The organism is Pseudomonas sp. MF4836, from assembly GCF_002018875.1.
GTDB lineage: Bacteria > Pseudomonadota > Gammaproteobacteria > Pseudomonadales > Pseudomonadaceae > Aquipseudomonas.
Genome location: NZ_MVOL01000011.1, coordinates 187,793 through 213,969, shown reverse-complemented (window position 1 = coordinate 213,969; position 26,177 = coordinate 187,793). Strand labels below are relative to the sequence as shown.

Annotated in this window: 29 protein-coding genes; 12 read left to right on the top strand and 17 right to left on the bottom strand. The window is 62.5% G+C overall.

The features are described from left to right. Both lolB and MF4836_RS24495 read right to left on the bottom strand, forming a co-directional pair. Positions 1 to 618, bottom strand: coding sequence for a lipoprotein insertase outer membrane protein LolB (gene lolB / locus MF4836_RS24500; RefSeq protein ID WP_078472447.1), 618 nt, complete (start codon positions 616 to 618; stop codon positions 1 to 3). Between the two features lie 4 nt (positions 619 to 622). After that, entirely contained in the window at positions 623 to 2,347 is a 1,725-nt protein-coding gene (locus MF4836_RS24495; RefSeq protein WP_078472446.1) for a tetratricopeptide repeat protein, read from the bottom strand. Between the two features lie 347 nt (positions 2,348 to 2,694). Here MF4836_RS24495 and hemA point away from each other — a divergent pair, with 347 nt between their 5' ends. The 6 genes from hemA (at position 2,695) to MF4836_RS24465 (ending at position 8,061) form a co-directional block, all read left to right on the top strand. Beyond that, positions 2,695 to 3,984: a glutamyl-tRNA reductase gene (gene hemA, locus MF4836_RS24490; protein ID WP_020297641.1), complete on the top strand. Its 1,290-nt coding sequence runs from the start codon at positions 2,695 to 2,697 to the stop codon at positions 3,982 to 3,984. After that, positions 3,981 to 5,063: a peptide chain release factor 1 gene (gene prfA, locus MF4836_RS24485; protein ID WP_078472445.1), complete on the top strand. Its 1,083-nt coding sequence runs from the start codon at positions 3,981 to 3,983 to the stop codon at positions 5,061 to 5,063. The genes hemA and prfA overlap by 4 nt, the downstream gene beginning before the upstream one ends. Further along, entirely contained in the window at positions 5,064 to 5,894 is an 831-nt protein-coding gene (prmC, locus tag MF4836_RS24480; protein ID WP_078472444.1) for a peptide chain release factor N(5)-glutamine methyltransferase, read from the top strand. Next, complete coding sequence (locus MF4836_RS24475) at positions 5,888 to 6,643, top strand: molybdopterin-synthase adenylyltransferase MoeB (RefSeq protein WP_078472443.1); 756 nt, start codon at positions 5,888 to 5,890, stop codon at positions 6,641 to 6,643. The genes prmC and MF4836_RS24475 overlap by 7 nt, the downstream gene beginning before the upstream one ends. Continuing rightward, entirely contained in the window at positions 6,636 to 7,427 is a 792-nt protein-coding gene (gene murI / locus MF4836_RS24470) for a glutamate racemase (protein ID WP_078472442.1), read from the top strand. Before MF4836_RS24475 ends, murI begins: the two co-directional genes overlap by 8 nt. A gap of 115 nt (positions 7,428 to 7,542) precedes the next feature. After that, positions 7,543 to 8,061, top strand: a complete 519-nt coding sequence (locus MF4836_RS24465) for an acyloxyacyl hydrolase (RefSeq protein WP_078472441.1) — start codon at positions 7,543 to 7,545, stop codon at positions 8,059 to 8,061. 32 nt (positions 8,062 to 8,093) lie between these two features. Here the strand turns inward: MF4836_RS24465 and MF4836_RS24460 are convergent, their stop codons facing one another. The 12 genes from MF4836_RS24460 to MF4836_RS24405 all read right to left on the bottom strand — a co-directional run bounded on the left by MF4836_RS24460 (position 8,094) and on the right by MF4836_RS24405 (position 18,153). Continuing rightward, positions 8,094 to 8,399: a YkgJ family cysteine cluster protein gene (locus tag MF4836_RS24460; RefSeq protein ID WP_020297635.1), complete on the bottom strand. Its 306-nt coding sequence runs from the start codon at positions 8,397 to 8,399 to the stop codon at positions 8,094 to 8,096. A 54-nt stretch (positions 8,400 to 8,453) separates the two neighbouring features. Then, positions 8,454 to 8,969, bottom strand: coding sequence for a DUF2878 domain-containing protein (locus MF4836_RS24455; RefSeq protein ID WP_078472440.1), 516 nt, complete (start codon positions 8,967 to 8,969; stop codon positions 8,454 to 8,456). Continuing rightward, positions 8,962 to 10,233: an SAM-dependent methyltransferase gene (locus MF4836_RS24450; RefSeq protein WP_078472439.1), complete on the bottom strand. Its 1,272-nt coding sequence runs from the start codon at positions 10,231 to 10,233 to the stop codon at positions 8,962 to 8,964. The genes MF4836_RS24455 and MF4836_RS24450 overlap by 8 nt, the downstream gene beginning before the upstream one ends. Further along, the gene (locus MF4836_RS24445) at positions 10,220 to 11,029 is read right to left on the bottom strand and encodes a DUF1365 domain-containing protein (RefSeq protein ID WP_078472438.1); all 810 of its coding nucleotides are present in this window, start codon (positions 11,027 to 11,029) and stop codon (positions 10,220 to 10,222) included. Before MF4836_RS24445 ends, MF4836_RS24450 begins: the two co-directional genes overlap by 14 nt. Further along, positions 11,026 to 12,273, bottom strand: coding sequence for an NAD(P)/FAD-dependent oxidoreductase (locus tag MF4836_RS24440; protein ID WP_078472437.1), 1,248 nt, complete (start codon positions 12,271 to 12,273; stop codon positions 11,026 to 11,028). Before MF4836_RS24440 ends, MF4836_RS24445 begins: the two co-directional genes overlap by 4 nt. Continuing rightward, positions 12,270 to 13,052, bottom strand: coding sequence for an SDR family NAD(P)-dependent oxidoreductase (locus MF4836_RS24435; RefSeq protein WP_078472436.1), 783 nt, complete (start codon positions 13,050 to 13,052; stop codon positions 12,270 to 12,272). The genes MF4836_RS24440 and MF4836_RS24435 overlap by 4 nt, the downstream gene beginning before the upstream one ends. Next, on the bottom strand, positions 13,049 to 13,474 hold the full coding sequence (locus MF4836_RS24430; RefSeq protein WP_078472435.1) for a nuclear transport factor 2 family protein: 426 nt from the start codon (positions 13,472 to 13,474) through the stop codon (positions 13,049 to 13,051). Before MF4836_RS24430 ends, MF4836_RS24435 begins: the two co-directional genes overlap by 4 nt. Continuing rightward, a complete protein-coding gene (gene phrB, locus MF4836_RS24425) occupies positions 13,467 to 14,912 on the bottom strand; it encodes a deoxyribodipyrimidine photo-lyase (protein ID WP_078472434.1) in 1,446 nt (481 codons plus the stop codon). Before phrB ends, MF4836_RS24430 begins: the two co-directional genes overlap by 8 nt. 13 nt (positions 14,913 to 14,925) lie before the next feature. After that, on the bottom strand, positions 14,926 to 15,861 hold the full coding sequence (locus MF4836_RS24420; protein WP_078472433.1) for a MerR family transcriptional regulator: 936 nt from the start codon (positions 15,859 to 15,861) through the stop codon (positions 14,926 to 14,928). A 3-nt stretch (positions 15,862 to 15,864) separates the two neighbouring features. Next, the gene (locus tag MF4836_RS24415; RefSeq protein WP_078472432.1) at positions 15,865 to 16,833 is read right to left on the bottom strand and encodes a YbgA family protein; all 969 of its coding nucleotides are present in this window, start codon (positions 16,831 to 16,833) and stop codon (positions 15,865 to 15,867) included. Between the two features lie 121 nt (positions 16,834 to 16,954). Next, positions 16,955 to 17,170, bottom strand: coding sequence for a TIGR02450 family Trp-rich protein (locus MF4836_RS24410; RefSeq protein WP_078472431.1), 216 nt, complete (start codon positions 17,168 to 17,170; stop codon positions 16,955 to 16,957). After that, positions 17,167 to 18,153 (bottom strand): NAD(P)/FAD-dependent oxidoreductase, encoded by a 987-nt coding sequence (locus MF4836_RS24405; RefSeq protein WP_078472430.1) that lies wholly within the window; start codon positions 18,151 to 18,153, stop codon positions 17,167 to 17,169. The genes MF4836_RS24410 and MF4836_RS24405 overlap by 4 nt, the downstream gene beginning before the upstream one ends. Positions 18,154 to 18,347: 194 nt before the next feature. Here MF4836_RS24405 and MF4836_RS24400 point away from each other — a divergent pair, with 194 nt between their 5' ends. Beyond that, positions 18,348 to 19,250 carry a TIGR01777 family oxidoreductase gene (locus tag MF4836_RS24400; protein ID WP_078472429.1) on the top strand — a complete coding sequence of 301 codons (903 nt, stop codon included), beginning with the start codon at positions 18,348 to 18,350 and terminating at the stop codon, positions 19,248 to 19,250. A 13-nt stretch (positions 19,251 to 19,263) separates the two neighbouring features. Then, positions 19,264 to 20,289 (top strand): ferrochelatase, encoded by a 1,026-nt coding sequence (gene hemH / locus MF4836_RS24395; protein ID WP_078472428.1) that lies wholly within the window; start codon positions 19,264 to 19,266, stop codon positions 20,287 to 20,289. A 108-nt stretch (positions 20,290 to 20,397) separates the two neighbouring features. Here hemH and MF4836_RS24390 read toward each other — a convergent pair whose 3' ends face one another. Beyond that, positions 20,398 to 21,672: a uracil-xanthine permease family protein gene (locus MF4836_RS24390; protein WP_078472427.1), complete on the bottom strand. Its 1,275-nt coding sequence runs from the start codon at positions 21,670 to 21,672 to the stop codon at positions 20,398 to 20,400. 2 nt (positions 21,673 to 21,674) lie between these two features. Beyond that, entirely contained in the window at positions 21,675 to 22,313 is a 639-nt protein-coding gene (upp, locus tag MF4836_RS24385; protein WP_020297619.1) for a uracil phosphoribosyltransferase, read from the bottom strand. A 165-nt stretch (positions 22,314 to 22,478) separates the two neighbouring features. On the opposite strand from upp, the gene MF4836_RS24380 reads away from it, so the two are divergent. From MF4836_RS24380 to MF4836_RS24365, 4 genes are all read left to right on the top strand, one after another. After that, a complete protein-coding gene (locus tag MF4836_RS24380) occupies positions 22,479 to 23,036 on the top strand; it encodes a hypoxanthine-guanine phosphoribosyltransferase (protein WP_020297618.1) in 558 nt (185 codons plus the stop codon). Between the two features lie 3 nt (positions 23,037 to 23,039). Then, complete coding sequence (locus MF4836_RS24375) at positions 23,040 to 23,513, top strand: WbuC family cupin fold metalloprotein (RefSeq protein ID WP_078472426.1); 474 nt, start codon at positions 23,040 to 23,042, stop codon at positions 23,511 to 23,513. Positions 23,514 to 23,692: 179 nt separating this feature from the next. Continuing rightward, positions 23,693 to 24,178: a hypothetical protein gene (locus MF4836_RS24370; protein ID WP_078472425.1), complete on the top strand. Its 486-nt coding sequence runs from the start codon at positions 23,693 to 23,695 to the stop codon at positions 24,176 to 24,178. Between the two features lie 63 nt (positions 24,179 to 24,241). Continuing rightward, complete coding sequence (locus MF4836_RS24365; protein WP_020297615.1) at positions 24,242 to 24,529, top strand: PA4642 family protein; 288 nt, start codon at positions 24,242 to 24,244, stop codon at positions 24,527 to 24,529. Between the two features lie 99 nt (positions 24,530 to 24,628). Here the strand turns inward: MF4836_RS24365 and mqo are convergent, their stop codons facing one another. Next, positions 24,629 to 26,137: a malate dehydrogenase (quinone) gene (mqo, locus tag MF4836_RS24360; RefSeq protein ID WP_078472424.1), complete on the bottom strand. Its 1,509-nt coding sequence runs from the start codon at positions 26,135 to 26,137 to the stop codon at positions 24,629 to 24,631. Positions 26,138 to 26,177: the final 40 nt, after the last annotated feature.

The window sequence follows — 26,177 nt, the reverse complement described above, 5'->3', positions numbered from 1 at the left end:
TCACTGCCCCAGCTTGCGCGGTTGCCATTCCTTGATCACCAGCGTGACATCAAGGTCGCTGCCGTGCAGTTTGATCCGCTCGGGCAGCCAATAGCCGTTCTGTTGCGTGTAGCTCAGGTATTCCACCTGCCAGCCATCCTGCTCAAGGGTCGCCAGGCGGCTGTCGGCGTCAAGGCTCAGGCGACTTTTGCTGTCAGGCGCGGGCAATCCGCGGACCCACCATGACAGGTGGGACACCGGCAGCTTCCAGCCCAGTTGTTCTTCAAGCAGGGTTTCCGGGGTGGCAGCGTCATAGCGGCCCTGGTTGGCGACTTCCAGCGACACTTTGCCCGGACGCCCGGTCAGGCGTGCGGCCCCACGACCCAGTGGGCCGGACAGACGGATGTCGTAGTAATCCTGGCGTTGCAGCCAGAATAACGTGCCGCTACCCGAATCCTTTGGTGCGCGAATGCCGATCTTGCCGTTGATCTGCCAGCCGTCGAGGCCGGTCAGTTGCTGTTTGTGCTCGCGCCATTGCGCGGGGTTGCCATGGCCCTCTACCGATTCACGGGAGCCGAAGCTGGAGCAGCCGGCGAGCAAGGCGATAAAACTGAAAGCAATAACGTGGCGCAAAAACATAGTCTTAAAGAGTCTCTGATCCGGTCAGGCGCTTGATGGTGCTGCGCAGGAGAGGGCTGTCGGGTTGGTCCTTGAGGAACTTGCTCCAGATCTGCCGGGCTTCGCGCTGCTTGCCATTGGCCCACAGCACTTCGCCCAGGTGGGCAGCAACTTCCTGATCGGGGAAGCGTTCCAGAGCCTGGCGCAGCAGGCGCTCTGCTTCATCCAGGTTACCCAGGCGGAAGTTCACCCAGCCCAGGCTATCGAGTACGGCAGGGTCTTCAGGGTTCAATTGATGAGCCCGTTCGATCAGATCCTTGGCTTCGGCATAGCGCGTGGTGCGGTCCGACAGGGTGTAGCCCAGCGCATTGAGTGCCATGGCGTTGTCCGGCTCGCGCTTGAGGATCAGGCGCAGGTCTTTTTCCATCTGCGCCAGATCATTGCGTTTTTCCGCCTGCATGGCCCGGGTGTACAGCAGGTTCAAGTCGTCGGGGTACTGCAACAACGCCTGCTGGAGGACTTTCCAGGCACGGTCGCCCTGATTGTTCGCCGACAGGGTCTCGGCTTCGATCAGGTACAGCTGGATTGCGTAGTCAGGCTGGGCATCGCGCGCGGCGCCCAGGCGTTTCTCGGCCTCATCGGTGCGGCCGTTGTTCATCAGGATATCGGCCTGGCGCAGTTGAGCCGGCAGGTAATCATTGCCGGGGCCCACTTGCTCGTACTCGGCCAGTGCGCCTTGCGGGTCATTGAGCTCTTCGGCGATGCGGCCCAGGTTCAGGTGCGCCGAGTCGACATGGCTTTCGCGGGCGATCAGGTCTTCCAGGTAACCCTTGGCTTCCTGCCAGGCCTTGGCTTCGAGGCACACCAGGGCGAGGGAATAACGCAGCTCGTCGTCTTCCGGATATTGCTGCACCAGGCTGGAGAACTGCACTTTGGCGTCGTCCATGCGGTCCTGTTCGACCAGCATGCGTGCATAGGTCAGGCGCAGGCGCTTGTCGTCCGGGTATTGGCGAATGCTTTTTTCCAGCAGCGGCAGCGCTTCCTTGCCTCGGTTGAGGCTTTGCAGCAGACGCGCACGCAGCAGCAGCGGCGCGACTTCACCGTCTTCCGGCGGGTTCTGCTCGAGCAAGGTCAGGGCGCCCTGACCATCGCCGTCCTGTTGCAGCAGCAAGGCTTTGCCGAAAATCAGCTGGCCGTTGTTCGGGTGCTTCTGCAGCAAGCGGTCGAAACTCTTCATCAGGCCGTTGCGCGTGTCCTGGTCGGTATCGGCAGCCGACAGCGCAAGAAAATCGAAATGGGTGTCGCCCTTGCCCTGCAGGACCTTCTCCATATAGACCATGGAGTCGTCATAGCGACCGCTGCGCGCCAACTGTATGGCGGCTGCGCGCTGTGCTTCGAGGTCGTCGGGAGCGTTTTTGGCCCAGATCAGCGAGGTATCGAGTGCTGCCTGGTCGGCGCCCAGGTATTCGGCAATGCGAAAGGCTCTTTCGGAGATGCCCGGGTCCTGAGTGTTGATGGCCTGGGTCACGTAGTTGTCCAGGGCAATGTCAAAACGATTGCGCTGGCCAGCCAGTTCCGCACTCAACAGGCTGAAGACCGTGTCTTCACTGAACGAGGCGTAAACCGTGGGCTTTTCAGGGGCGGGGGCATTGTCTTCAACCGGCGGCGTACCGTCCGACGAAACGGGTGCCAAGGCCTGGCAGCCGCTGAGGAAGACAAAAGCGAGGAGCAACGCGGAAGATCTATTCATATAGGAAGAGGACGACTAACCTGCGGTCGGATCATCATGACACAAGCCTTCGGTCAAACATAACCGAGACTCAATGGGACGCCAGAACAGAGGCCGTCTATTAGTGTATGCGCAAAAACGGCCTGCGCTGAGACCATGGGGCACGCTGGGCGCCCTTGGCGCTACGCGCAAACAGGCTCGGAATGCTCATTTAGGCCACTAAATTCCGCTTCCTCGTCTGCTTTCGCCGTGCCTGATCTTCGCTCGACGAGTTTTTGCTCAAAACTAGGACAATAGTCGGCAGTGGTTGTTCTGAATCTTTCGAAGTAGGACAATTGCCGGCTTCTCGACATCATCAGCGACCTTGAATGGCCTTCCTTGCACTCGGTATTAACCACAAGACTGCTTCAGTAGACGTCCGCGAGCGCGTGGCCTTTACCCCTGAGCAGTTGGTTGAGGCCTTGCAGCAGCTCTGCCGCCTCACCGACAGCCGCGAAGCTGCGATCCTCTCCACCTGCAATCGCAGTGAGCTTTATATAGAACAGGATCAGCTTTCGGCGGATATCGTGCTGCGCTGGCTGGCGCAATACCATCATTTGAACGTCGATGACCTGCGCGCCAGTGCTTATGTGCACGAAGATGATGCGGCAGTTCGTCACATGATGCGCGTGGCATCCGGGCTCGATTCCCTGGTGTTGGGCGAGCCGCAGATTCTCGGGCAGATGAAGTCGGCCTACGCCGTGGCGCGTGAAGCCGGGACGATCGGGCCACTGTTGGGCCGCCTGTTCCAGGCCACGTTCAGCGCTGCCAAGCAAGTGCGCACCGACACCGCCATCGGCGAAAACCCGGTTTCCGTGGCGTTTGCCGCGGTCAGCCTGGCCAAACAAATTTTCAGCGACCTGCAACGCAGCCAGGCCCTGCTGATCGGCGCCGGCGAGACCATTACCCTGGTCGCCCGCCATCTGCACGACCTGGGAGTCAAGCGCATCGTGGTCGCCAACCGCACTCTGGAGCGGGCGAGCATTCTTGCCGAGCAGTTCGGCGCCCATGCGGTGCTGCTCTCGGATATTCCCCAAGAGTTGGTGCACAGCGACATCGTCATCAGTTCGACCGCCAGCCAGTTGCCGATTCTCGGCAAGGGCGCGGTGGAAAGTGCTCTGAAGCTGCGCAAGCACAAGCCGATTTTCATGGTGGATATCGCCGTCCCTCGGGATATCGAGCCGGAAGTCGGCGAGTTGGACGACGTTTACCTGTACACCGTCGACGATCTTCACGAAGTGGTCGCGGAAAACCTCAAGAGCCGTCAAGGCGCGGCCCAGGCGGCGGAGGAGCTGGTGAATATCGGCGCCGAGGACTTCATGGTGCGCCTGCGCGAGCTGGCGGCGGTGGATGTGCTCAAGGCCTATCGTCAACAAAGCGAGCGCCTGCGGGACGAAGAATTGCAAAAGGCCCTGCGCCTGCTGGCCAACGGCGGCAGTGCCGAAGATGTGCTGGCGCAACTGGCCCGTGGCCTGACCAACAAATTGCTGCATGCGCCCAGCGTTCAGTTGAAGAAACTGACCGCTGAAGGCCGCCTCGATGCGTTGGCCATGGCTCAAGAACTTTTTGCCCTCGGTGAGGGCTCGTCGGATAGCTCTTCGGATAAAAAACCGCAATGAAAGCGTCACTGCTCAATAAACTGGACATCCTCCAGGACCGTTTCGAGGAATTGACCGCCTTGCTCGGCGACGGCGAAGTCATTGCCGATCAGACCAAGTTCCGCGCGTATTCCAAGGAGTACGCCGAAGTCGAGCCGATCGTCAGCGCCTATAAGCAGGTGCTCAAGGTCCAGGCCGACCTCGAAGGTGCCCAGGCGCTGCTCAAGGACAATGATCCGGACATGCGCGAAATGGCCGTGGAAGAAGTCCGCGAAGCCAAGGAGCAACTGCTGGAGCTGGAAAGCACCCTGCAACGCATGCTGCTGCCCAAGGACCCCAACGACGGGCGCAACGTGTTCCTGGAGATCCGCGCCGGCACCGGTGGCGACGAAGCGGCGATTTTCTCCGGCGACCTGTTCCGCATGTATTCGCGCTACGCCGAACGGCGTGGCTGGCGGCTGGAGATCCTCTCGGAAAACGAGGGTGAGCACGGCGGCTATAAAGAAGTCATTGCCCGGGTCGAGGGCGACAACGTCTACGGCAAGCTCAAATTCGAATCCGGCGCGCACCGTGTGCAACGGGTGCCGGCCACCGAGTCCCAAGGCCGTATCCACACCTCGGCCTGCACCGTGGCGGTATTGCCGGAGCCGGACGAGCAGGAAGCGATCGAGATCAACCCGGCGGATCTGCGGGTCGATACCTACCGCTCTTCCGGTGCCGGTGGCCAGCACGTGAACAAGACCGACTCGGCGATCCGCATCACGCACTTGCCCTCCGGGATCGTGGTCGAGTGTCAGGAAGAGCGCTCGCAGCACAAGAACCGGGCGCGGGCCATGTCCTGGCTGTCGGCCAAGCTGAATGACCAGCAGACCAGCGCCGCCGCCAATGCCATTGCCAGCGAGCGCAAGCTGCTGGTGGGTTCGGGGGATCGTTCCGAGCGTATCCGTACCTACAACTTCCCCCAGGGCCGGGTGACCGATCACCGTGTCAACCTGACCCTGTATTGCCTCGACGACATTCTTGCCGGTGGCGTCGACGCGGTTATCGAGCCGTTGCTGGCCGAGTACCAGGCGGATCAACTTGCAGCATTGGGTGAGTAAATGACCATCATCGCCAGCCTGCTGCGCGCAGCTCAATTGCCTGATTCGCCGACGGCGCGTCTGGATGCCGAGTTGCTGCTCGCCGCCGCCCTGGGCAAGCCGCGCAGCTTCCTGCACACCTGGCCGGAGCGCATCGTGCCCAGCGAGGCCGCGTTGACCTTCGCCGACTATCTGCAGCGCCGTCGTTCAGGCGAGCCGGTGGCCTATATCCTCGGCCAGCAGGGTTTCTGGAAGCTCGACCTGGAAGTCGCGCCGCACACTCTGATCCCACGGCCTGACACCGAGCTGTTGGTGGAAGCCGCCCTGGAACTGCTGCCCGCCACACCGGCCAAGGTGCTCGATCTGGGCACCGGCAGCGGCGCGATTGCCCTGGCCCTGGCCAGCGAGCGCCCGGCGTGGAAGGTCACGGCGGTCGACCGAGTGCTGGAAGCCGTGGCTCTTGCCGAGCGCAACCGCCAGCGCTTGCAGTTGAACAACGTCACGGTGCTCAGCAGCCACTGGTTCAGCGCCCTGCACGCGCAACGCTTTGACCTGATTATCAGCAACCCGCCCTACATCGCAGCGGCCGACCCACACCTGGCGGCCGGCGACGTGCGTTTCGAGCCGGAAAGTGCGCTGGTCGCAGGGCCGGATGGCCTGGATGACCTGCGCTTGATCATCGCCCAGGCCCCGCAGCACCTTGAAGCCGGCGGCTGGTTGATGCTCGAACACGGCTACGATCAGGCGGAGGCCGTGCGCGATTTGCTGCTCGGCCAGGGGTTTGCTGAGGTGCACAGTCGAGTCGATCTGGGTGGCCATGAACGCATCAGCCTGGGGCGCCTGCCGTGCTGAATGACCAGGAGCTGTTGCGCTATAGCCGACAGATTCTGTTGCAGCATGTCGATATCGACGGCCAATTGCGCCTCAAACACAGCCGCGCCCTGATCGTCGGCCTCGGCGGCCTCGGAGCTCCGGTGGCCTTGTACCTGGCGGCGGCCGGGGTCGGTGAGTTGCATTTGGCCGACTTCGACAGCGTCGACCTGACCAACCTGCAACGTCAGATCATCCATGACACCGACAGCGTCGGCATGAGCAAGGTGGACTCGGCGATCCGCCGCCTCACCGCGCTCAACCCGCAGGTGCACCTGGTGCCGCACCGCACTGCGCTGGACGAGGATTCCCTGGCGGCGGCGGTGTCCGCCGTCGACCTGGTGCTCGATTGCAGCGACAACTTCGCCACCCGGGAGGCGGTCAACGCGGCCTGTGTCGCGGCCGGCAAACCCCTGGTCAGCGGCGCGGCGATTCGCCTTGAAGGCCAATTGTCGGTGTTCGATCCACGGCGCGCCGAAAGCCCGTGCTACCACTGTTTATATGGGCACGGCAGCGAAGCCGAGCTGACCTGCAGCGAAGCCGGAGTGCTCGGGCCCCTGGTCGGCATGGTCGGCAGCCTGCAAGCGCTCGAAGCGTTGAAGTTGCTCGCCGGCTTCGGTGAGCCCCTGGTAGGACGCCTGCTGTTGATCGATGCGCTGGGTTCACGTTTTCGTGAGTTGCGGGTCAAGCGTGACCCAGGATGCAGTGTCTGTGGGCCCACACATGGGTGAAGCGCCCATCGCGGTATTCGACTCCGGTATCGGCGGCTTGTCGGTGCTGGCGGAAATCCAGCAGCGCCTGCCTGGCGAGTCACTGTTGTACTTCGCCGACTGTGGGCACATTCCTTACGGCGAGAAAACCCCGGAATTTATCCGTCAGCGCTGTGGCGTGATGGCGCGCTTCTTTCGTGAGCAGGGGGCCAAGGCCCTGGTGCTGGCCTGCAACACCGCGACGGTGGCGGCGGTGGCCGAGTTGCGCCGCGATTACCCGCAGTGGCCGATCGTGGGCATGGAGCCCGCGGTCAAGCCCGCTGCCGCCGCGACCCGCAGTGGCGTGGTCGGGGTGCTGGCGACCACCGGCACCTTGAAGAGCGCCAAGTTCGCGGCCTTGCTCGACCGTTTTGCCACCGATATCAAGGTCATCACCCGGCCTTGCCCGGGCCTGGTGGAACTGATCGAGGCCGGTGACCTGCACAGCCCGGCGTTGCGCGAGCTGTTGCAGAGTTATGTCGACCCACTGCTGGCCGCAGGATGCGACACCATCATTCTGGGCTGCACCCATTACCCCTTTCTCAAGCCTCTGCTCAAGCCGATGCTGCCCGCCCACATCAGCCTGATCGACACCGGTGCCGCCGTGGCCCGGCAATTGGAGCGCCTGCTCGACGAGCAGCAATTGCGTGCTCAGGGCCCGGCGCGCGAAGCGCAGTTCTGGACCAGTGGCAATGTGCCGCACTTCAAGCATATTCTTCCGCTGTTGTGGCACAGTAGCGGCGTTGTACACCCTTTCGATTTGTAAAAAAAACGTGAAAAAAAGCGGAATAGCGCTGAACTTCTGATTCCGCGCGGATTTCTATAGCTTGTCTGTACGATCGTACAACAACATACAAAAACGTTTAAAAAGGATGTTCGTGATGAAGCGTCTGTTCTGTTTGGCCGCGCTTGCGGCCGCACTCTTGGGGCAAAGTTTTAGTGCACAGGCCGCTGGCGTCGAATTCGCCGTGGGCCAGACCAGCGACTCGACCCAGACTTACCGCCTGGGCATGCAGTTCGACTGGGACAAGAGCTGGTTGCAAAGCGATGTCGGTCGCCTGACCGGCTACTGGAGTGGGGCCTACACCTATTGGGATGGCGACAAGAAGTCGAGCAACCACAGCCTGTCGTTCTCGCCGGTGCTGGTGTATGAGTTCTCCGGTGAAAACGTCAAACCGTACGTTGAAGCGGGGATCGGGGTCGCGCTGTTCAACCACACCGAAGTCGAGAGCAACAAACTGGGGTCAGCCTTCCAGTTTGAAGACCGGATTGGTTTCGGCCTGCGCTTCGCCGGCGGGCACGAAGTGGGCATTCGTGCCACTCACTACTCCAACGCCGGTATCAGCAGCAACAACGACGGCGTGGAGAGTTACGCGCTGCACTACACCATGCCGTTGTAAGCCGCACGCCGCAGCCGTATTAACGGCTGCGGTCAGCGATACGCCGTGGCGATGCCACGGCGTTCGGTGAGGCAGTCGGCTTCGCCCATCTCGAACTCCCGGCAGATCAGCGGGCGCTTCTCGTAGATGGTGCACATCATGCTGTTGCGATCCAGCGCGGCGCACCAGCCGTCATCCAGGCGCAGCATGACTTCGCCCCCCCAGTCATCGGTATCGATAAACCGTTCAGGCACACCGGTGTCGGTGATCAGCATGACTTCCAGCTGGCAGCAGCACGCCGCGCAGGTGGAGCAGGTGACCGCAGGTTCAGCAATCTGGGTGTGGGGGATGGTGTTCATAGGCGCGCAGTGTAAGGCAGTGGGGCCGGGCTGTGTGAATGCACTGACGGACGCTTAGCCTGCGGATGTGCGCAGTTGCCCATTGGGCAGATGCCTGGCCATCAGTTGCAGCAAGGGAAAGACCACGGCCCAGAGCAACCCCAGGCCAATCAGCGTCGGCCACAACCCATACGGAAATTGCACCCCCGCCAGGCGCCCACCGGCGTAGTACGACAGCGGCCCGCTGAACGCGCCCAACAGGCTCGCCAGCCACCAGGGCCTGGCGCACCAGGCCAGGCAATGGCGCAAGGTGGTGCCCAGCAGGGCCCAGAGCAGCATCAGCCACAACGGGATCAGCAACGTGACTTCCTTGAACTGAAACACCCCCAGCCAATGCAGGAAGCTGTCGATCGAGATGCCGAACAGCATCACGCTGAAGATCAGCCGACCCTCTTCGGCCCACTGGTTTATCCACAGCAAGTGAATCACCAGCACGCCCAGCCCCAGCAGCAGCCAGGGGCCGTCACCGCCCATCACGCAGGCGAACCAGCCCAGCTGGAACAGACCCGCATTGGCCAGGCGTTTACGCATTGAAGCGTCCCAGCAACGGCTCGGGGGCCGCCGCAGGCTTGGCCAGCAGCAACTGTGCGGTGCCGATGGTGCGTTCCAGGAAGCCACCTTCGCAGTAGCACAGGTAGAACTCCCACAGCCGCAGGAAGTACTGGTCGTAACCCAGTTCGACCAGGCGTCCATGGGCGCGGCGGAAGTTCTCGTGCCACAGGCGCAGGGTGCGCGCGTAATGCAGGCCGAAGTCCTCCATGTGCAGCAGATTCATGTCGGTGTCGCGGCTGACGATCTCCAGCATCTTCTGCACGCAGGGCAGGGCGCCGCCGGGGAAGATGTAGCGCTGGATGAAGTCGACGTTGTTTTTCGCCTGCTCATAACGCTGGTCGCGGATGGTGATGGCTTGCAGCAGCATCAGGCCGTTGCTCTTGAGCAGGTGCGCGCACTGCTTGAAGTAGGTCGGCAGGAAGTGGTGGCCGACGGCTTCGATCATCTCGATCGACACCAGCTTGTCGTACTGCCCGGTGAGGTCGCGGTAATCCTCCAGCAGCAGGGTCACCTGGTCTTGCAGGCCCAGTTGGTCGATGCGCTGGCGGGTAAAGGCGAACTGCTCCCTGGACAGGGTCGTGGTGGTGACCTTGCAGCCATAGTTCTGCGCGGCGTACAGCGCCATGCTGCCCCAGCCGGTGCCGATTTCCAGCAGGTGGTCGGACGGTTGCAGGGCAAGCTTCTGGCAGATGCGCTCCAGCTTGTTCAATTGCGCCTGCTCCAGGGTGTCTTCGCTGCTGCGAAACTGCGCCGCCGAATACATCATGGTCGGGTCGAGAAACTGTTCGAACAGCTCATTGCCCAGGTCGTAGTGGGCGGCGATGTTTTTCTGCGAGCCCTTGCGCGTATTGCGGTTGAGCCAGTGCAGGCCCTGGATCAACGGCCGGCCCAATTTGGCCAGTCCGCCCTCCAGGCCATCAAGTACCTCCAGGTTGCTGACAAACACCCGTACCACGGCGGTCAGGTCCGGGGTGCTCCAGTAGCCGTGGATAAAGGCTTCGCCGGCGCCGATCGAACCGTTGCTGGCGACCAGGCCCCAGACTGCCGCATCGAGAATATGAATCTCCCCCAGCAGCTTGGCTCCGGCACTGCCGAACACATGGCGTTCGCCGTCCTCGATCAGCACCAGTTGTCCGTGCTTGAGCTGTGCCAGCTGACGCAGCACGCCACGGCGCAGGAGATTGCCGGTCAGGCCATTGGTGCTCAACAGGCTGGCCTTGGCCGATACGCTAGAGGATTTCATGGCGGCGATCCTTGGGTTGTACAGCGGCGGTTTTATAGGTGCCATCGGCAGCCTGATGGGAAACAAGGGGAATGCGTTTGAGCAGCAGGCGCAGGGCTTGCCAGTAGATGGCCAGGCAGGTCTTGGCGGTCATCCACGGAAAGCGCCGCAGGTAGGCGTGCAAACTGGAGCGGTCGAGAGCCTGGCGTTGCAGGTTGAGGGTGGCGTCAAACAGCTTGAACTCGCCCTGCCAGTCGGCCATGTGCACCCCCAGGCGCTCGCCCGGGGGGCCGAAACTCATGCGGTATTCCAGGTCCCGGGGCATGAACGGCGAGACATGAAAGGCCTTGGCCACAGCGAAGTGCTGGTGCTCGGCGGTCGTCGCAGCCTGGGCCGGCAGCACGTAGTGATAGCGCTCGCGCCACGGGGTGTTGGTGACTTCACAGAGAATCGCCGCCAGTTGCCCGTCGCTTTCGAAACAGTAGAAAAAGCTCACCGGGTTGAACGCCAGGCCCCAACTGCGGACCTGGGTCAACAGGCACACCGCGCCGCCGGGTACATGGCCGATGGCGGCCGCCACCTGCTGGCGCACAGCATCGATCAGGGGCATGCCCTGGCTGGTGAAGGCCTTCAGGTAATCGCTTTCGCGCAGGGAAAACGGCGCAAAACGGCTGCTGCCAGCCAGGGGCGAGAGGCTGAACACCTGCTCTTGTTCATCCAGATCCAGGTACAGCAGGCCGATGCGATAGCGAAACGCGTGGCACTTGGGCGCAAAGCGTCGATGGCCGATCCAGCCGCTGTACAGGGCGCTGTTCACAATTGCTCCCCGAACGCCTGGGCCACGCGCAGGGCGCTGACCACGCCGTCTTCATGGAAGCCGTTGGCCCAATAGGCACCGCAGTAGAAGCTGTGTTGCGCGCCTTGCAACTCTTGCCAGCGACCCTGGGCGGCCACTGCGTCGAGGCTGTATTGCGGGTGAGCGTAGGTGTAGCGCGCCAGGACCTTGGAGGGGTCGATGGCGGCGCTCTGGTTGAGGCTGACGCAAAAGGTGGTCGAGCTTTGCAGGCCCTGGAGGATGTTCATGTCATAGGTGACAGCCGCCTGGGTGTCGCTGCTGCCGTCCAGGCGATAGTTCCAGCTGGCCCAGGCCAGCTTGCGTTGCGGCAACAACCGGGTGTCGGTGTGCAGCACCACGTCGTTGTCGGCATAGGGCAGGGCGCCGAGGATCTCCCGCTCGGCATCGCTGGGCGCGGCCAGCAGGCTCAGGGCCTGGTCGCTGTGGCAGGCGAACACCACTTTGTCGAAGCGTTCGCTGCCGGCGGCACTGTGGATCAGCACGCCGGACAGGTCGCGCTCGACCCGGCTGACCGGGCAGTTCAGGCGAATGCGCTCGCGAAACGTGGCACTCAGCGGTTCGATATAGCGGCTGGAGCCGCCTTCGATCACGCACCACTGCGGGCGATTGCTCACCGACAGCAGGCCGTGGTTCTTGAAGAAGCGCACAAAGAACTGCAACGGAAAGCCGCGCATCTCCACCAGAGACATCGACCAGATCGCCGCGCCCATGGGCACGATGTAGTGCTGGATAAAACGCTCGCCGTAGCCCTGGTCTCGCAGGTAGTCGCCGAGGGTGGTGTCGGGCGCGATCCGCTGTTGCTGCAAGTCGCGCAGGGCCTCTTTATTGAAGCGCAGAATGTCCCGCAGCATGCCCCAGAACCCCGGCGACAGCAGGTTGCGGCGCTGGGCGAACAGGCTGTTGAGGTTATTGCCGTTGTACTCCAGCCCCGATTGCGCATCGCACACCGAGAAACTCATCTCGGTGGGTTTGAACGGCACGCCGATCTGCCCCAGCAGGCGAATGAAGTTGGGGTAGGTCCAGTCGTTGAACACGATAAAGCCGGTGTCCACCGCGTGGGTTTCGCCCGCTACGCTGACATCCACCGTGTGGGTGTGGCCGCCGACCCAGCTGCCGGCCTCGAACACCGTGATGTCGTGGCGGCGATTGAGCAGGTAGGCGCTGGTCAGCCCGGAGATGCCACTGCCGATGATGGCGATTTTCATGAGGCGCTCCCGGTCGGCGAGGCGTTGCGTGCCATGCGTTTGCCGATCGCCAGTTGCCAGCGCCCCGGCAGCCAGGACAGCAGTTTGAGGCCGGCGATAAAGCCGGCCGGAAAGGCGATTTCCAAAGGCCGCTGTGACAGGTGCTGGTTGATGTGGCGTGCCGCCTTGGCGGCCGGCCAGCTCATGGGCATGGGGAAGTCGTTGCGGGCGGTGAGCGGGGTTTCGACAAAGCCCGGGCTGACCACGGTCACATCGATGCCCTCGGCCGCGAGGTCGATACGCAGTGATTGCAGCAGGTAGCGCAAGGCGGCCTTGGAGGCGCCGTAGGCTCCGGCCCGGGGCAGCGGCAGGTAGGTCACCGAGCTGGCGACACCCACCAGGTGCGGCCGATTGCCGACGCGCAGCAAGGGCAGGGCGGCTTCGATGCAATGGCAGCTGGCCGTCAGGTTGCTGCGCATCACGTGCTCGACCAGTTCGGCCTTGAACTGCTGCACGTCAATGTATTCACAGGTGCCCGCATTGAGAATCGCCGTGTCCAGCGCGCCCCACGCCAGGGCGATCTGTTCGCCGATCTGGCGCACCTGCTCGGGGTCGGTGAGGTCGCCCGGCACCACCAGCACTTGTCCGGGAAAACGCAGTGCCAGGGCATCGAGGGGGGCACGGGTGCGCGCGCTGAGGGCCAGGTGCGCGCCGCCCAGCAACAGTTCTTCAGCGAGTGCCGCGCCGATACCGCTGCTGGCGCCGGTCAGCCAGATACGCCGGGGCATGGCCGCCTTCATCCGATTCTCCTTTTCAGCCAGGCGATCACCCGGCCGATGATGGGCAGGTGCTGATACAGCAGCGCGCCGGCGTCGAAATAGTCGTGGTGGCGATAGACCCGACCGTTACGCCACTGCAGGTGGGAGCAGCCATCGACGTGGATGGTCTGGCCGGCATTGAGTCGAGGGTGGGTGTAGCTCATGGTCCAGCGCAGGTAACCCTGGCCATCGTCCACCTGGTCCATGCCGGAAAAGACGAACTGCAAATGGCTGACGTTGGCGTACAGCTCGCTGAAGTATTCACGCAGGCGCGGCAACCCCTGCACCTCGTGCAGCGGGTCGGTGAACTGGATGTCCGGGCTGTACAGCGAGTACAGGCGCTCGAGGTTATGTTTGTCGAGGCTGGCAAAGACGCGGGCGAAGTCGCGCAGGAATTCACTCATGGCCGGCTCCGACATCCATCCGTGGCGGCAGGCTCTTGAAGGCCGCCAGGGCGCGTTCGCGAGACTGCGACAGGTTGACGATCGGCGCCGGGTAATCGGCCACGCCGAACAGGCCACCCAGGGCCGCCGGGTTGTGCACGTCCTTTTTGTTCAGCGCCGCCAGTTGCGGCAGCCAATGCTTGATAAAGCGCCCTTCGCTGTCGAACTTCTGCGATTGACTCAGGGGGTTGAAGATACGGAAGTAGGGCGCTGAATCGGTCCCGGTGGAGGAACTCCATTGCCAGCCGCCATTGTTCGCCGCCAGGTCGCCGTCGATCAGGTGACGCATGAAAAAGCGTTCGCCTTCACGCCAGTCGAGCAACAGGTTTTTGGTGAGGAACATAGCCACCACCATCCGCAGGCGATTGTGCATCCAGCCGGTTTCCAGCAACTGGCGCATGGCGGCGTCGATGATCGGCAGGCCGGTGCGCGCCTCCTGCCAGGCCGCCAGTTCCTCGGGAGCGTGGCGCCAGGCCACGGCTTCGGTTTCCGGGCGAAAGGCGCGGTGCCGCGAGACCCGTGGGTAGCCCACCAGGATGTGTTTGTAGAATTCGCGCCACAGCAGTTCGTTGATCCAGGTGACGGCGCCGACGCTGCCACTTTCGAACTCGCCCTGATTGGCTTGCAGCGCTGCATGCAGGCATTGGCGTGGCGACACCACCCCCGCAGCCAGGTACGGCGACAGCTGGCTGGTGCCGGGTTTGGCGGGGAAATCCCGCTCGCCCTGGTAGTAGTCGATCTGGGCATCGGCGAAATGCTCCAGGCGTTTGCGCGCCTGATCTTCACCGGCGGGCCAGAGATCGCGCAGGCTTTGGCTGGGGCGGGCGAAACCTTCGACCTGCTGCGGCACCGGGTCGGCTTTCAAGGCCATCGGGGCTTGCACCCGAGGGGCGCTGACCAGGCCCGGCAAGCTGCCGTGCAAACGGCTGTAGCAGACTTTGCGAAACTGGCTGAAGACTTGGAAATAGGTGCCGCTCTTGGTCAGTACGCTGCCCGGCTGAAACAGCAATTGATCGAGGTAGTTGTGGAAGCCGATGCCGTTGTTTTCCAACTTCTCGGCCACCGCCGCATCGCGCCGGCTTTCGTGAATGCCGTATTCGTCGTTGCAGTGCAGGCCCTGGATCTGCAGCTCCTGGCACAGGTTCAACAACACGTTGGGTGCCTGATCCCAGGTGGCGGCGTGGCGGATCAGCAGCGGGATGTTGCGTTCGCCCAGGGCTTCGCTCAGCCGGTGCAGGTTACGCAGCCAGAAGTCGACTTTGCACGGCGCGTCATCGTGGGCCAGCCACTGTTCCGGGCTCAGCAGGTACACGGCCACGGTCGGGCCGCGTGCGGCAGCGGCGCTGAGGGCGGTGTTGTCATGTAGGCGCAGGTCACTGCGTAGCCAGATCAGTTGCATGGTGATTCCTGGATCAGAGAAGTCCTCGCTGGGTCAGGGCCTGGTGTGCCGAGATCGGGTCTTCGGCCAGGAACAGATCAGCGATTTCAGTGGTACATACGGTCAGTTCGGCGCAGTGGATGCATACCGTTGGTCCGGCAATCAATGTCGGGCAGTTCAGCCCGCTCAGCAGTCGTGGCAGCTGCCCGAGGTGTATGGACTTGCTCGAATACAGCAGCACGCACCGGGCCTGCAGGTGCTCGGCGGCCAGGGCCAGTTCGCCGACGGGCAGCGGCCAGTCGAAGACTTCCACCGGGCAGTCGGCGCTGCTGATCAGCCAGGCGCTGAGCCACAGGTGCGGCTCCAGCGGCAGGTCCGAGTGGTTGATCAGCAGCAGCGGCGCGCCTTGCAACTGGCGGTTGTTGTGATAGATCCGCGCGCCCAGCTTGCTGCGCAGCCAGGAGTAGAAAAACACCCGCTCCATCTGCGCGCCGAACTGGCCTTGCCAGCGTTGTTCGAGCTCGGCCAGCAGCGGGATCAAAAGCTGTTCGCACAGGGTTCGGGGTGGATACAGGGCCATGGCCTGGTTGAGGGTGTCGTCGACCTTGCGCTCGGCCAACTGGCTGATGGCCAGGGTCAGGCTCTGGCGCAGGCTATGCCAGTCGTTTGCCGCCGGCACGCTGAAGGCCGGGGTGGAGCCCAGCAGGTGCTTGACCTGACTCACGGCAACACCGCGATTGAGCCAGGTGAGAATGGTCAGGATCTGTTGCACATGCTCTTCGGAAAACAGCCGGTGGCCCTTGGGGGTGCGCTGCGGCACGATCAGGCCGTAGCGCCGTTCCCAGGCGCGCAGGGTGACCGCGTTGACGCCGGTGCGGCGCGCCACTTCCCGGATCGGCAGCCAGCCCTGTTCCAGCGCCTGACCGTAGTCGGTGGCGGTTTGCGGATCATCGGATGCAGGTTCGCTCATGGCTCAGATCGCATTGCGCAGGCTGAGGTTTTCCGGGTGTGGCTGCAGGTAGACCTGCTGCGCCACGTACGGGTCCGGATGCTGGCGCAGGTGGTGCTTGAGCAGGGTCAGCGGCACCACCAAGGGGATGATGCCGTGGCGGTACTGGCCGATCAGTTGCTGCATTTCCTGGCGGTCGTCGGCGCTGATGGTCTGCTTGAAATAGCCGCTCAGGTGCTGCAGGACATTGGTGTGGGTGCCGCGGGTGGCGCATTTTTTCAGCGCGCTCATCAGCTCGCTGAAATACTGCGGGCCGATCAGTGCTGGGTCGCCCTTGCCCATGCTGCCCAGCAGGTGGCCCAGGCTTTTGTAGTGCAAGGGACTGTGGGCCATCAGCAGGTATTTGTAGCGCGAGTGGAATTCCATCAGGCCACGGCGGGTCAGGCCTTGCTTGAGCAACTCCTGCCAGGCGCTGTAGGCGAATACCCGGGTCAGGAAGTTTTCCCGCAGCACCGGGTCGTTGAGGCGGCCGTCTTCTTCCACCGGCAGATTGGGGTGTTTGGCGCAGAACGCCTGGGCGTAGATGCCGCGTCCGCTGTGCTCGGCGGGCCGCCCTTTGTCCTGATAGACCTTGACCCGCTCCATGCCGCAGGAGGGGGATTTCTGCATCAGGATATAGCCGCAGATGTCGCCCAGTTCGGCCGCCATCCGGGTGCCGTAATCAGCCAGCGGCTGAGTCACGTCGAGCGTGCGGTCAACGGTGCCGACGGCTTGCGGCTGCTGTGGATCGCCGACCAGGCGGATCGGCTCGCGGGGGGTGCCCAGGCCGATCGCGACTTCGGGGCATACCGCAACGAAGTCGAAGTACTCGCTCAGGACTCGGCTGCACAGACGAGATTCCTTGTGCCCGCCGTTGTAGCGCACCTCGGCGCCCATCAGGCAGGCGCTGATGGCGATTTTCGGTTTGCTCTGGGGAACGGTGATATCGGGCATCAAGGCACCTCCGGCCAATACCTGTACAGAATTAATACCCTGTACAACTTTGCTCTATCATAGATTCAAAGCTGTACAAGTCAAATAATCTGTATAGGTATTTGCGTGAGGGCCTAGGGCGTTATTTCCAGCCCATCTGCCACTGGCTGTCGTTTTGCAGGTCCTGCCAGTTCAAGCGTTGGCAGCGGCGGGTGAGGACCGCCTGCAATTCGACTTGCAGCACGGTGCCTTCTTCGTCGCAGAACAGTTCGCTGACCAGAAAGTGTTTCTCGCGGTTTTGCGGGAGGGCTGCCGTCCATTTCGACAGCAGCAACTTGCGTGGGTTAAGGCGATTCACTGCAGGTTTTCATGCAGCCGGCGCGCTGCCTCCTGGCCGCTCAACCAGGCGCCTTCGACACGACCGGACAAGCACCAGTCGCCGCAGACATACAGCCCCAGGTCGGCATCGGCCAGGGCGCCCCATTCATGGCTGGTGGCAGGCCGCGCATAGAGCCAGCGGTGGGCGAGGCTGAAGGTCGGCGCTGGCATGGCGCTGTGCAGCAGCTCGGCGAAGGCGCCGTGCAATTGCTCGATGACGGCCTCTTTGGACAGGTCGATATTCTGTCGGCTCCAGGCGCTGGTGGCATGCAGGACCCAGGTGTCGAGCGTGCTGTCGCGCCCGGGTTTGCTGCGGTTGCGGGCCAGCCAGTCAAGCGGGCTGTCCTGCACGAAGCAGCCTTGCATCGGGGTTTCCAGCGGGGTGTCGAACGCCAGGGCGATGGCCCAGGTCGGGTCCATTTTCACCCCCGCAGCGGCGCCGGCGAGTTTCGGTGCGGCGGTGAGCAGAGCGGTGGCCTGGGGCGCGGGCGTGGCGATGACCACATGGCTGAATGGGCCATGGGTCACGCCTTCGGCATCTTGCAGGTGCCAATGCTGTTCACCGCGAAAGACCTCGGTGATGCGGCAGGCGAAGTGCACTTCCATGTCGCCGAGCAGGGCGCGGGTGATGGCGCTCATGCGGGGGGTGCCGACCCAGCGGGTCTGCTCGTCGGGGGAGGGGCTCAGTTGGCCGCCATGGGAGTTGTACAGTTGCGGGGTCCATTCGGCGACCCAGCCATTGGCCTGCCAGCGCTGGACCTCGGTGACAAAGCGCCGGTCGCGGGCAGTGAAGTATTGCGCGCCCATGTCCAGAGCACCGGCATCGCTGCGTTTGCTCGACATGCGACCGCCACTGCCGCGGCTTTTATCGAAAAGTTGAACGACGTGCCCGGCATCGTGCAACGCCTGGGCAGCTGAGAGTCCGGCAATGCCGGTACCGATAATTGCGATGGGTACAGTCATAGGGGCCTCGTTTACCGTTCTGTACAGACTACGCCGTCGCTAAAACCTGTACAATATTGTTTTGTGGTATAGCTTTTGGCGTGATCGGATGTGCAGGTTGTCTATTGTTAAAACACAGCCTGCCCGATTGAAAAGATCCCTGCCTATAAAAATAGACTAGTGATCGGGCTTAAACGCCACGCAAGGAGGATCTCATGCACATATTGCTGACCGGCGGTACTGGTTTGATTGGCCGTCAGTTGTGTCAGTTCTGGCTAAGCCAGGGTCATCAACTGACGGTCTGGAGTCGCCAGCCGGAAAAAGTCGCGCAGCTGTGTGGCGCCCAGGTGCGGGGTGTCGCGCAGTTGCAGGAGCTGGATCAGCAGCCGCTGGATGCGGTGGTCAACCTGGCCGGGGCGCCGATTGGCGACCGGCACTGGACCCATAAACGCAAGGCGCTGCTCTGGAGCAGCCGCATCGGCCTGACTGAGACACTGCTGGCCTGGCTCGAAACCCGCGAGCAAAAGCCAGGTGTATTGATTTCGGGTTCGGCAGTGGGTTGGTATGGCGATGGCGGTGAGCGTGAGTTGCATGAGGACTCCCCTCCCGTCAGCGAAGACTTCGCCAGCCAGTTGTGTATCGCCTGGGAAGAAACCGCGCAACGCGCCGAAGCCTTGGGCATCCGTGTGGTGCTGGTGCGGACCGGGTTGGTGTTGTCGGCCGAGGGCGGCTTTTTGTCGCGCCTGCTGCTGCCGTTCAAGTTGGCGCTGGGCGGGCCTATCGGCAATGGTCGGCAATGGATGCCGTGGATTCATATCAAGGATCAAATCGCCCTGATTGATTTTCTCCTGCATCGCAGCGATGCCCGGGGTCCTTATAATGCGTGCGCGCCGCAGCCGGTTCGTAATCGCGAGTTCGCCAAGAGCCTGGGCCGCGTCCTGCACCGGCCCGCGATAGTGCCGCTGCCGGCCTTTGCACTGCGCGTGGGGCTGGGCGAGTTGTCGCTGCTGTTGCTGGGTGGCCAGCGCGCGACGCCCGAGCGTTTGCTGGCGGCCGGATTTACTTTTCAGTTCCCTGATTTGCCTGCGGCCCTGGACGATTTATCCAGCCGCCTTTGAAATAGGACGTTGCATGACCGATCACGCGTTGCTCCTGGTCAACCTGGGTTCGCCGGCTTCCACCTCGGTGGCGGATGTGCGCAGCTACCTCAATCAATTCCTGATGGACCCGTACGTGATCGACCTGCCGTGGCCGGTGCGACGCTTGCTGGTGTCGCTGATCCTGATCAAGCGCCCGGAGCAGTCGGCCCATGCCTACGCTTCGATCTGGTGGGAAGACGGCTCGCCGCTGGTGGTGCTCAGCCGCCGCCTGCAGCAGGCGATGACGGCGCAATGGACCCAGGGCCCGGTTGAGTTGGCCATGCGCTACGGCGAGCCGTCGATTGAGTCGACCTTGGTGCGCCTGGTGGCCCAGGGGCAGAAAAAGATCACCCTGGCGCCGCTGTATCCACAGTTCGCCGACAGCACCGTGACCACGGTGATCGAAGAGGCGCGGCGGGTGATCCGCGACAGGAAGCTGGATGTGCAGCTCTCGATACTGCAGCCGTTCTACGATCAGCCCGAATACCTCGACGCTCTGGTGGCCAGTGCCAAGCCGTACCTGGAGCAGGAACACGATCACCTGCTGCTCAGCTTCCACGGTTTGCCCGAACGTCACCTGACCAAACTCGACCCCACCGGCGAGCATTGTTTCAAGGATGCCGACTGCTGCAAGAATGCCTCGCCGCAAGTCCTGGCCACCTGTTATCGCGCGCAATGCCTGCGGACCGCCGCGCTGTTCGCCGAGCGCCTGGGCCTGGCGGCGGGTACCTGGTCGGTGTCGTTCCAGTCGCGCCTGGGGCGCGCCAAATGGATAGAACCCTACACCGAGGCGCGCCTCGATGAGTTGGCCAAGCAGGGGGCAAAGAAAATCCTGGTGATGTGCCCGGCATTCGTTGCCGACTGCATCGAGACCCTGGAAGAAATCGGCGATCGCGGCCTGGAACAGTTCCGCGAAGCGGGGGGCGAGGAATTGGTGCTGGTGCCGTGCCTCAATGACAACCCGCAATGGGCCAAGGCCCTGAACACGCTCTGCGAGCGCGCCCCTCTGGCGCTCTAAGTCGACCTGTAGCCGCTGCCGAGCTGCGCTGGCCCTCAAATCCACTCCGGGATAAAAGGCCCAGCACAGCCAGCAGTCGCTATAAGTACGCGCCAATGGCCGCAGCCATCAGATCAGCGGTTCATCGCCTTTCTTGTGCTTCCAGCTGTCATTGCCCGGCAGGATCAGGTTCAGCGCAATCGCCACTACGGCGCACAGCGCAATCCCCTTGAGTCCGAAGTCATCCGGCCCGGTGCCGGTTCCCACCAGCACGCCGCCAATCCCGAACACCAGGGTCACCGAGACAATCACCAGATTGCGCGCTTCCCCCAGGTCGATCTTGTGGCGGATCAGGGTGTTCATGCCGACCGCGGCAATCGAACCGAACAGCAGGCACAGGATCCCGCCCATCACTGGGACCGGAATGCTTTGCAGCAACGCGCCGAACTTGCCGATAAACGCCAGGCTGATGGCGAAAATCGCCGCCCAGGTCATGATCTTCGGGTTGTAGTTCTTGGTCAGCATCACCGCGCCAGTGACTTCGGCGTAAGTGGTGTTGGGCGGGCCGCCAAACAGGCCGGCAGCAGTGGTGGCAATGCCGTCACCGAACAGGGTGCGGTGCAGGCCGGGTTTTTTCAGGTAGTCGCGACCGGTCACGCTGCCGACGGCAATCACCCCGCCGATGTGCTCGATGGCCGGGGCCAGCGCCACCGGGACAATAAACAGGATCGCCTGCCAGTTGAACTCTGGCGCGGTGAAGTGGGGCAGGGCCAGCCAGGGCGCGGCGGCGATTTTCGCGGTGTCGACCACGCCGAAGTAGAACGACATGGCAAAACCCACCAGCACCCCGGAGATGATCGGCACAAGGCGGAAAATCCCTTTGCCGAATACGGCGACGATCAGGGTGGTCAGCAGCGCCGGCATCGAGATCAGCATCGCGGTCTGGTAGTGGATCAGCTCGGCGCCATCGCCACCCTTGCCCATCGCCATGTTGGCGGCGATCGGCGCCATGGCCAGGCCGATGGAAATGATCACCGGCCCGATCACCACCGGCGGCAGCAGGCGGTCAATGAAACCGGTGCCCTTGACCTTCACCGCCAGCCCCAGAAAGGTGTAGACGAAGCCCGCGGCCATCACGCCGCCCATGGTCGCGGCCAGGCCGAACTGCTGCTTGGCGAGAATGATCGGGGTGATGAAGGCAAAGCTCGACGCCAGGAACACCGGCACCTGGCGCCGGGTCACGACCTGAAACAACAGAGTCCCGAGACCCGCCGTGAACAGCGCCACGTTGGGGTCGAGACCGGTAATCAGCGGCATCAACACCAACGCGCCAAAGGCCACGAAGAGCATCTGCGCGCCCGAGAGCACCTGGCGCCAGAGCGGATCGTTGAACTCATCCTGCATGATCAGGAATCCTTCTGCTTGGTACCGAAGATCTTGTCGCCGGCATCACCCAGGCCAGGGATGATGTAGCCGTGTTCATTGAGTTTCTCGTCGATCGAGGCGGTGTAGATGGTCACGTCCGGGTGTGCTTTTTCCACGGCGGCGATGCCTTCGGGCGCGGCCACCAGGACCATGGCGCGGATATCCCGGCAGCCGGCCTTTTTCAGCAGTTCGATGGTGGCGACCATCGAGCTGCCGGTGGCGAGCATCGGGTCGATGATCATGGCCAGGCGTTCGTTGATCTCCGGAACCAGTTTTTCCAGGTAGGTGTGGGCCTGCAGGGTTTCTTCATTGCGGGCCACGCCGACGGCGCTGACCTTGGCTCCCGGGATCAGGCTCAGCACGCCTTCGAGCATGCCGATGCCGGCGCGCAGGATCGGCACCACGGTGATCTTCTTGCCGGCAATTTTTTCGACCTGGACAGTGCCGCACCAGCCTTCGATATCGTAGGTTTCCAGGGGCAGGTCTTTGGTGGCTTCGTACGTCAGCAGGGCACCGACTTCCTGAGCAAGCTCGCGAAAGTTTTTGGTGCTAATGTCTGCGCGGCGCATAAGGCCAAGTTTGTGTCGGATCAGCGGATGGCGGATCTCACGGATGGGCATAGGGAAAGGCTCCGGCGGCGGGCAAAAAAACCGGCCTAGATTAATCTATCCGAGGGTGTTGTCCTATAGACATACAGTACGTTAGTCCAGAAAGGCTTGATCTGGCCCGGCGGGATGCGTACCTTTGCCCGCTTTTCCGAAACCGCCACCCCCTTGGAGAGCGCCATGTCCGCTGATCTCGAGCATATCCGTCAAATCATGCGAGAGGCCGACTGCCTGTACACCGAAGCTGAAGTCGAGGCGGCCATCGCCCGGGTCGGTGCACGCATCAATGAAGAGTTGGCTGAGCGCAATCCTGTGGTGTTCTGCGTGATGAACGGCGGCCTGATTTTCTCCGGCAAGCTGCTGACTCACCTGAAGTTCCCGCTGGAAGCTTCCTACCTGCACGCCACCCGCTATCGCAATGAAACCAGCGGTGGCGAGCTGTTCTGGAAATCCAAGCCGGAAGTGTCCTTTATCGACCGTGACGTGCTGATCATCGACGACATCCTCGACGAAGGTCACACCCTGGGCGCCATCATCGACTTCTGCAAGCATGCCGGCGCCCGCGCTGTGCACACCGCCGTGCTGATCGACAAGGACCACGACCGCAAGGCACGTCCGGACCTCAAGGCCGATTACGTCGGCTTGCCATGCATCGACCGTTACATCTTCGGTTACGGCATGGATTACAAAGGCTACTGGCGCAACGCCGCAGGCATCTTCGCCGTCAAAGGCATGTAAGCCATGAACCAGCCGAGCTTTCTCGACCAATCGCTGTTCGCCGAATTGGCCGAGAAGGCCGCGGCCAGCCCCCGGGGCCGGCAGCACCATAACTTCCATCAGATGCAAGAGCCGTGTCACCGCATGGCGGTCGGCCTGCAACCGGCGACCTACATTGCGCCCCATCGTCATCTGAGCGCCGACAAGGCAGAAACCCTGCTGGTGCTCAAGGGGCGTCTGGGGCTGCTGGTGTTCGACGAGGCGGGCCAGGTCCTGGCCAAGCGCGTGCTGCAGGCCGGTGGTGAGTGTGTCGGTGTCGACCTGCCCGCCGGGGTGTTCCATGGCCTGGTGGTGCTGGAGGCTGACAGCCTGATGTTCGAATGCAAATCCGGTCCCTACCGTCCGGTGGGTGAGGACGAGATGGCCAGTTGGGCACCCCGCGAAGGCGAGCCCGCAGTGGCCCAATACCATGCCTGGATGCGCGCCCAGTTCGATTGACCCCCGCCCACATCTGTGGCCGCTGCCGAGCTTGGCCAGGCTGCGCTGGGCCTGTCAGGCGCCCCTTGTTTTCCTGATGGCTCACGGCGTCAGGTGCGGCCAGCGCAGCCTGCGGCAGCGACTCCAGCGTGGGGGTGAAAAGGCGTGCTAGAGTGGTCGGCCCTTGCCTGGAGCCTGTCATGAGCCTGTTGATTCGCAGTAGCGCGGCCCTTCTTTTGACCCTGAGCCTGCCTCTGGCGGCAGCCCCGGCGCCGATGCATGCGCAGTTTCTGCCACCCGATGACCTGACCCTGCGCGATTCCGTCCCTGAGCAACAGCAGCTGTTGCAGGTCACCGAATATTCGGTGGTGGTCGGCAGTCAGCGCCAATCCAATCAGCAGCCGATCCCCGTGACTTCGCCCTTACTGGTGCGCCTCAAGGGCAAGCCGCTGAACAAGGGCGCGACCATCAGCCAGGTGCTGGTGAATTTCGACGGCGAAAGCAAAAGCCTGAAAAAGCCGATCTACGACCCCCAGAGCAAGACCCTGACCCTGTATTACCCCCTGGCCCAATACCGGGTGGTGATGGATCTGTTGCGCAACGACACGGTGTATTGCCAGTTCCTGAGCTATGCCAACGGCCATATCTGGGCGGACTTGCACACCGGAGCCACACGCCCGCGTTGAGACCCGACGCCGCCTGGGGGTAAACTGCCCGCCCCGTGAAATGTCTGCGAGCTGGAGTCGGCAATGCGTAAAGATAAGAAGCAATTGATTGGTGACGAGATCGGCGATGAGCAGATCAAACTGTTCCTCGATTTCGAGCCGGTCGACGCCACTTCACCCTCCCTGCACAAGCTGATTAAGGCCTACCGCGGCCTGCGCATCGATGACTTCGAACGTTTCCTGACGTTCTTCCTCGAAGCCGGTTACGACCTGGACGGCAAGGACGAGCACGGCCAGGACTTCGTGAGCCTGATCGCCGACCAGCGCAATGGCGCCGATTACATTGAGCTGATCGAAAAAGCTCGCGGCTGAAGGAGAGGGTAGAGGCATTGGCTTCTACCGACCCTGATCCAAGGCCAAAAAAAACGCCCCGCTCTCAACGAGAACGGGGCGTTTTTTATGCAGCAGGCATCAAGCGTAGCTTTCGGCCTGGTTGCTTTGCTCGACCAACTCGAGGCTGACGTTGTTTTCGCTGTTGATCTTGCGATACAGCGCAGCGTCGGTTTCCAGGGTCTTTTCCCGCGCCGGGAAGATTTCCTTGAGCTTTTCGGCCCACTCGCCGCTGGCCTTGCTCGGGAAGCAGCGCTCGATCAGGTCGAGCATGATCGACACCGTCACCGAAGCGCCCGGGGAAGCCCCCAGCAGAGCGGCCAGAGAGCCGTCCTTGGCCGCGACCAGTTCGGTGCCGAACTGCAGGACGCCGCCTTTCTTCGGATCTTTCTTGATGATCTGCACCCGTTGACCGGCCACTTCCAGGCGCCAGTCTTCGGCCTTGGCTTCAGGGTAGAAGCGGCGCAGGGATTCCAGGCGCTGCTCCATCGACTGCATGACTTCGCTGACCAGGTACTTGGTCAGGTCCATGTTGTCGCGGGCCACGGCCAGCATCGGGCCGATATTGCCGGCGCGAACCGACAGCGGCAGGTCGAGGAACGAACCGTGCTTGAGGAACTTGGTGGTGAAACCGGCATAAGGCCCGAACAGCAGGGACTTCTTGCCATCGACCACACGGGTGTCCAGGTGCGGCACGGACATCGGTGGCGAACCCACGGCAGCCTGGCTGTAGACCTTGGCCTGGTGCTGCTTGACCACTTCCGGGTTGTCGCAACGCAGCCACTGGCCGCTGACCGGGAAGCCGCCGAAGCCTTTGCTTTCCTCGATGCCCGAAGCCTGCAGCAACGGCAGTGCCGCGCCACCCGCGCCGAGGAAGACGAATTTGGCATCGACTTCACGGCTGTTGCCGTTGTTCACGTCCTTGATGCTGACGGTCCAGCCGGCGCCGTTGCGCTTGAGACCGGTGACACGCTTGCAGTACTTGACCTGGGCATCGGGTGCGCTGGTCAGGTGCTTGAGCAACTGATTGGTGAGGGCGCCGAAGTTGACGTCGGTACCGTTCAGCACGCGGGTCGCGGCAATGGTTTCGTCCGCCGGGCGGCCGGGCATCATCAGCGGCATCCACTCGGCCATCTTGGCCTTGTCTTCGGTGTATTCCATGTCCGCGAAGGCGTGGTGCTGGCTCAGCACTTCAAAACGCTTCTTGAGGAAGGAAACGCCTTTTTCGCCCTGCACGAAGCTCAGGTGCGGTACCGGGCTGATAAAGGACTTGGACGAGCCGAAGGTGCCTTTCTTGGTCAGGTAGGACCAGAACTGCTTCGACACCTCGAACTGGGTGTTGATGTGCACCGCTTTCTTGATGTCGACAAAGCCATCGGCGGCCTGAGGCGTGTAGTTCAGCTCACAGAGGCCGGCGTGGCCGGTACCGGCGTTGTTCCACGGGTTGGAACTCTCCGCGGCCCCCGAATCCATCAACTCGACGACTTCCAGCTTGATCGCGGGGTCGAGTTCTTTGAGCAGTACTGCGAGGGTGGCACTCATGATGCCGGCCCCAACCAATACGACGTCTACTGCTTCGTTATGCGCCATTAACGCGTCTCCAAAATCTGCAGCACCAAATTGACGGCAT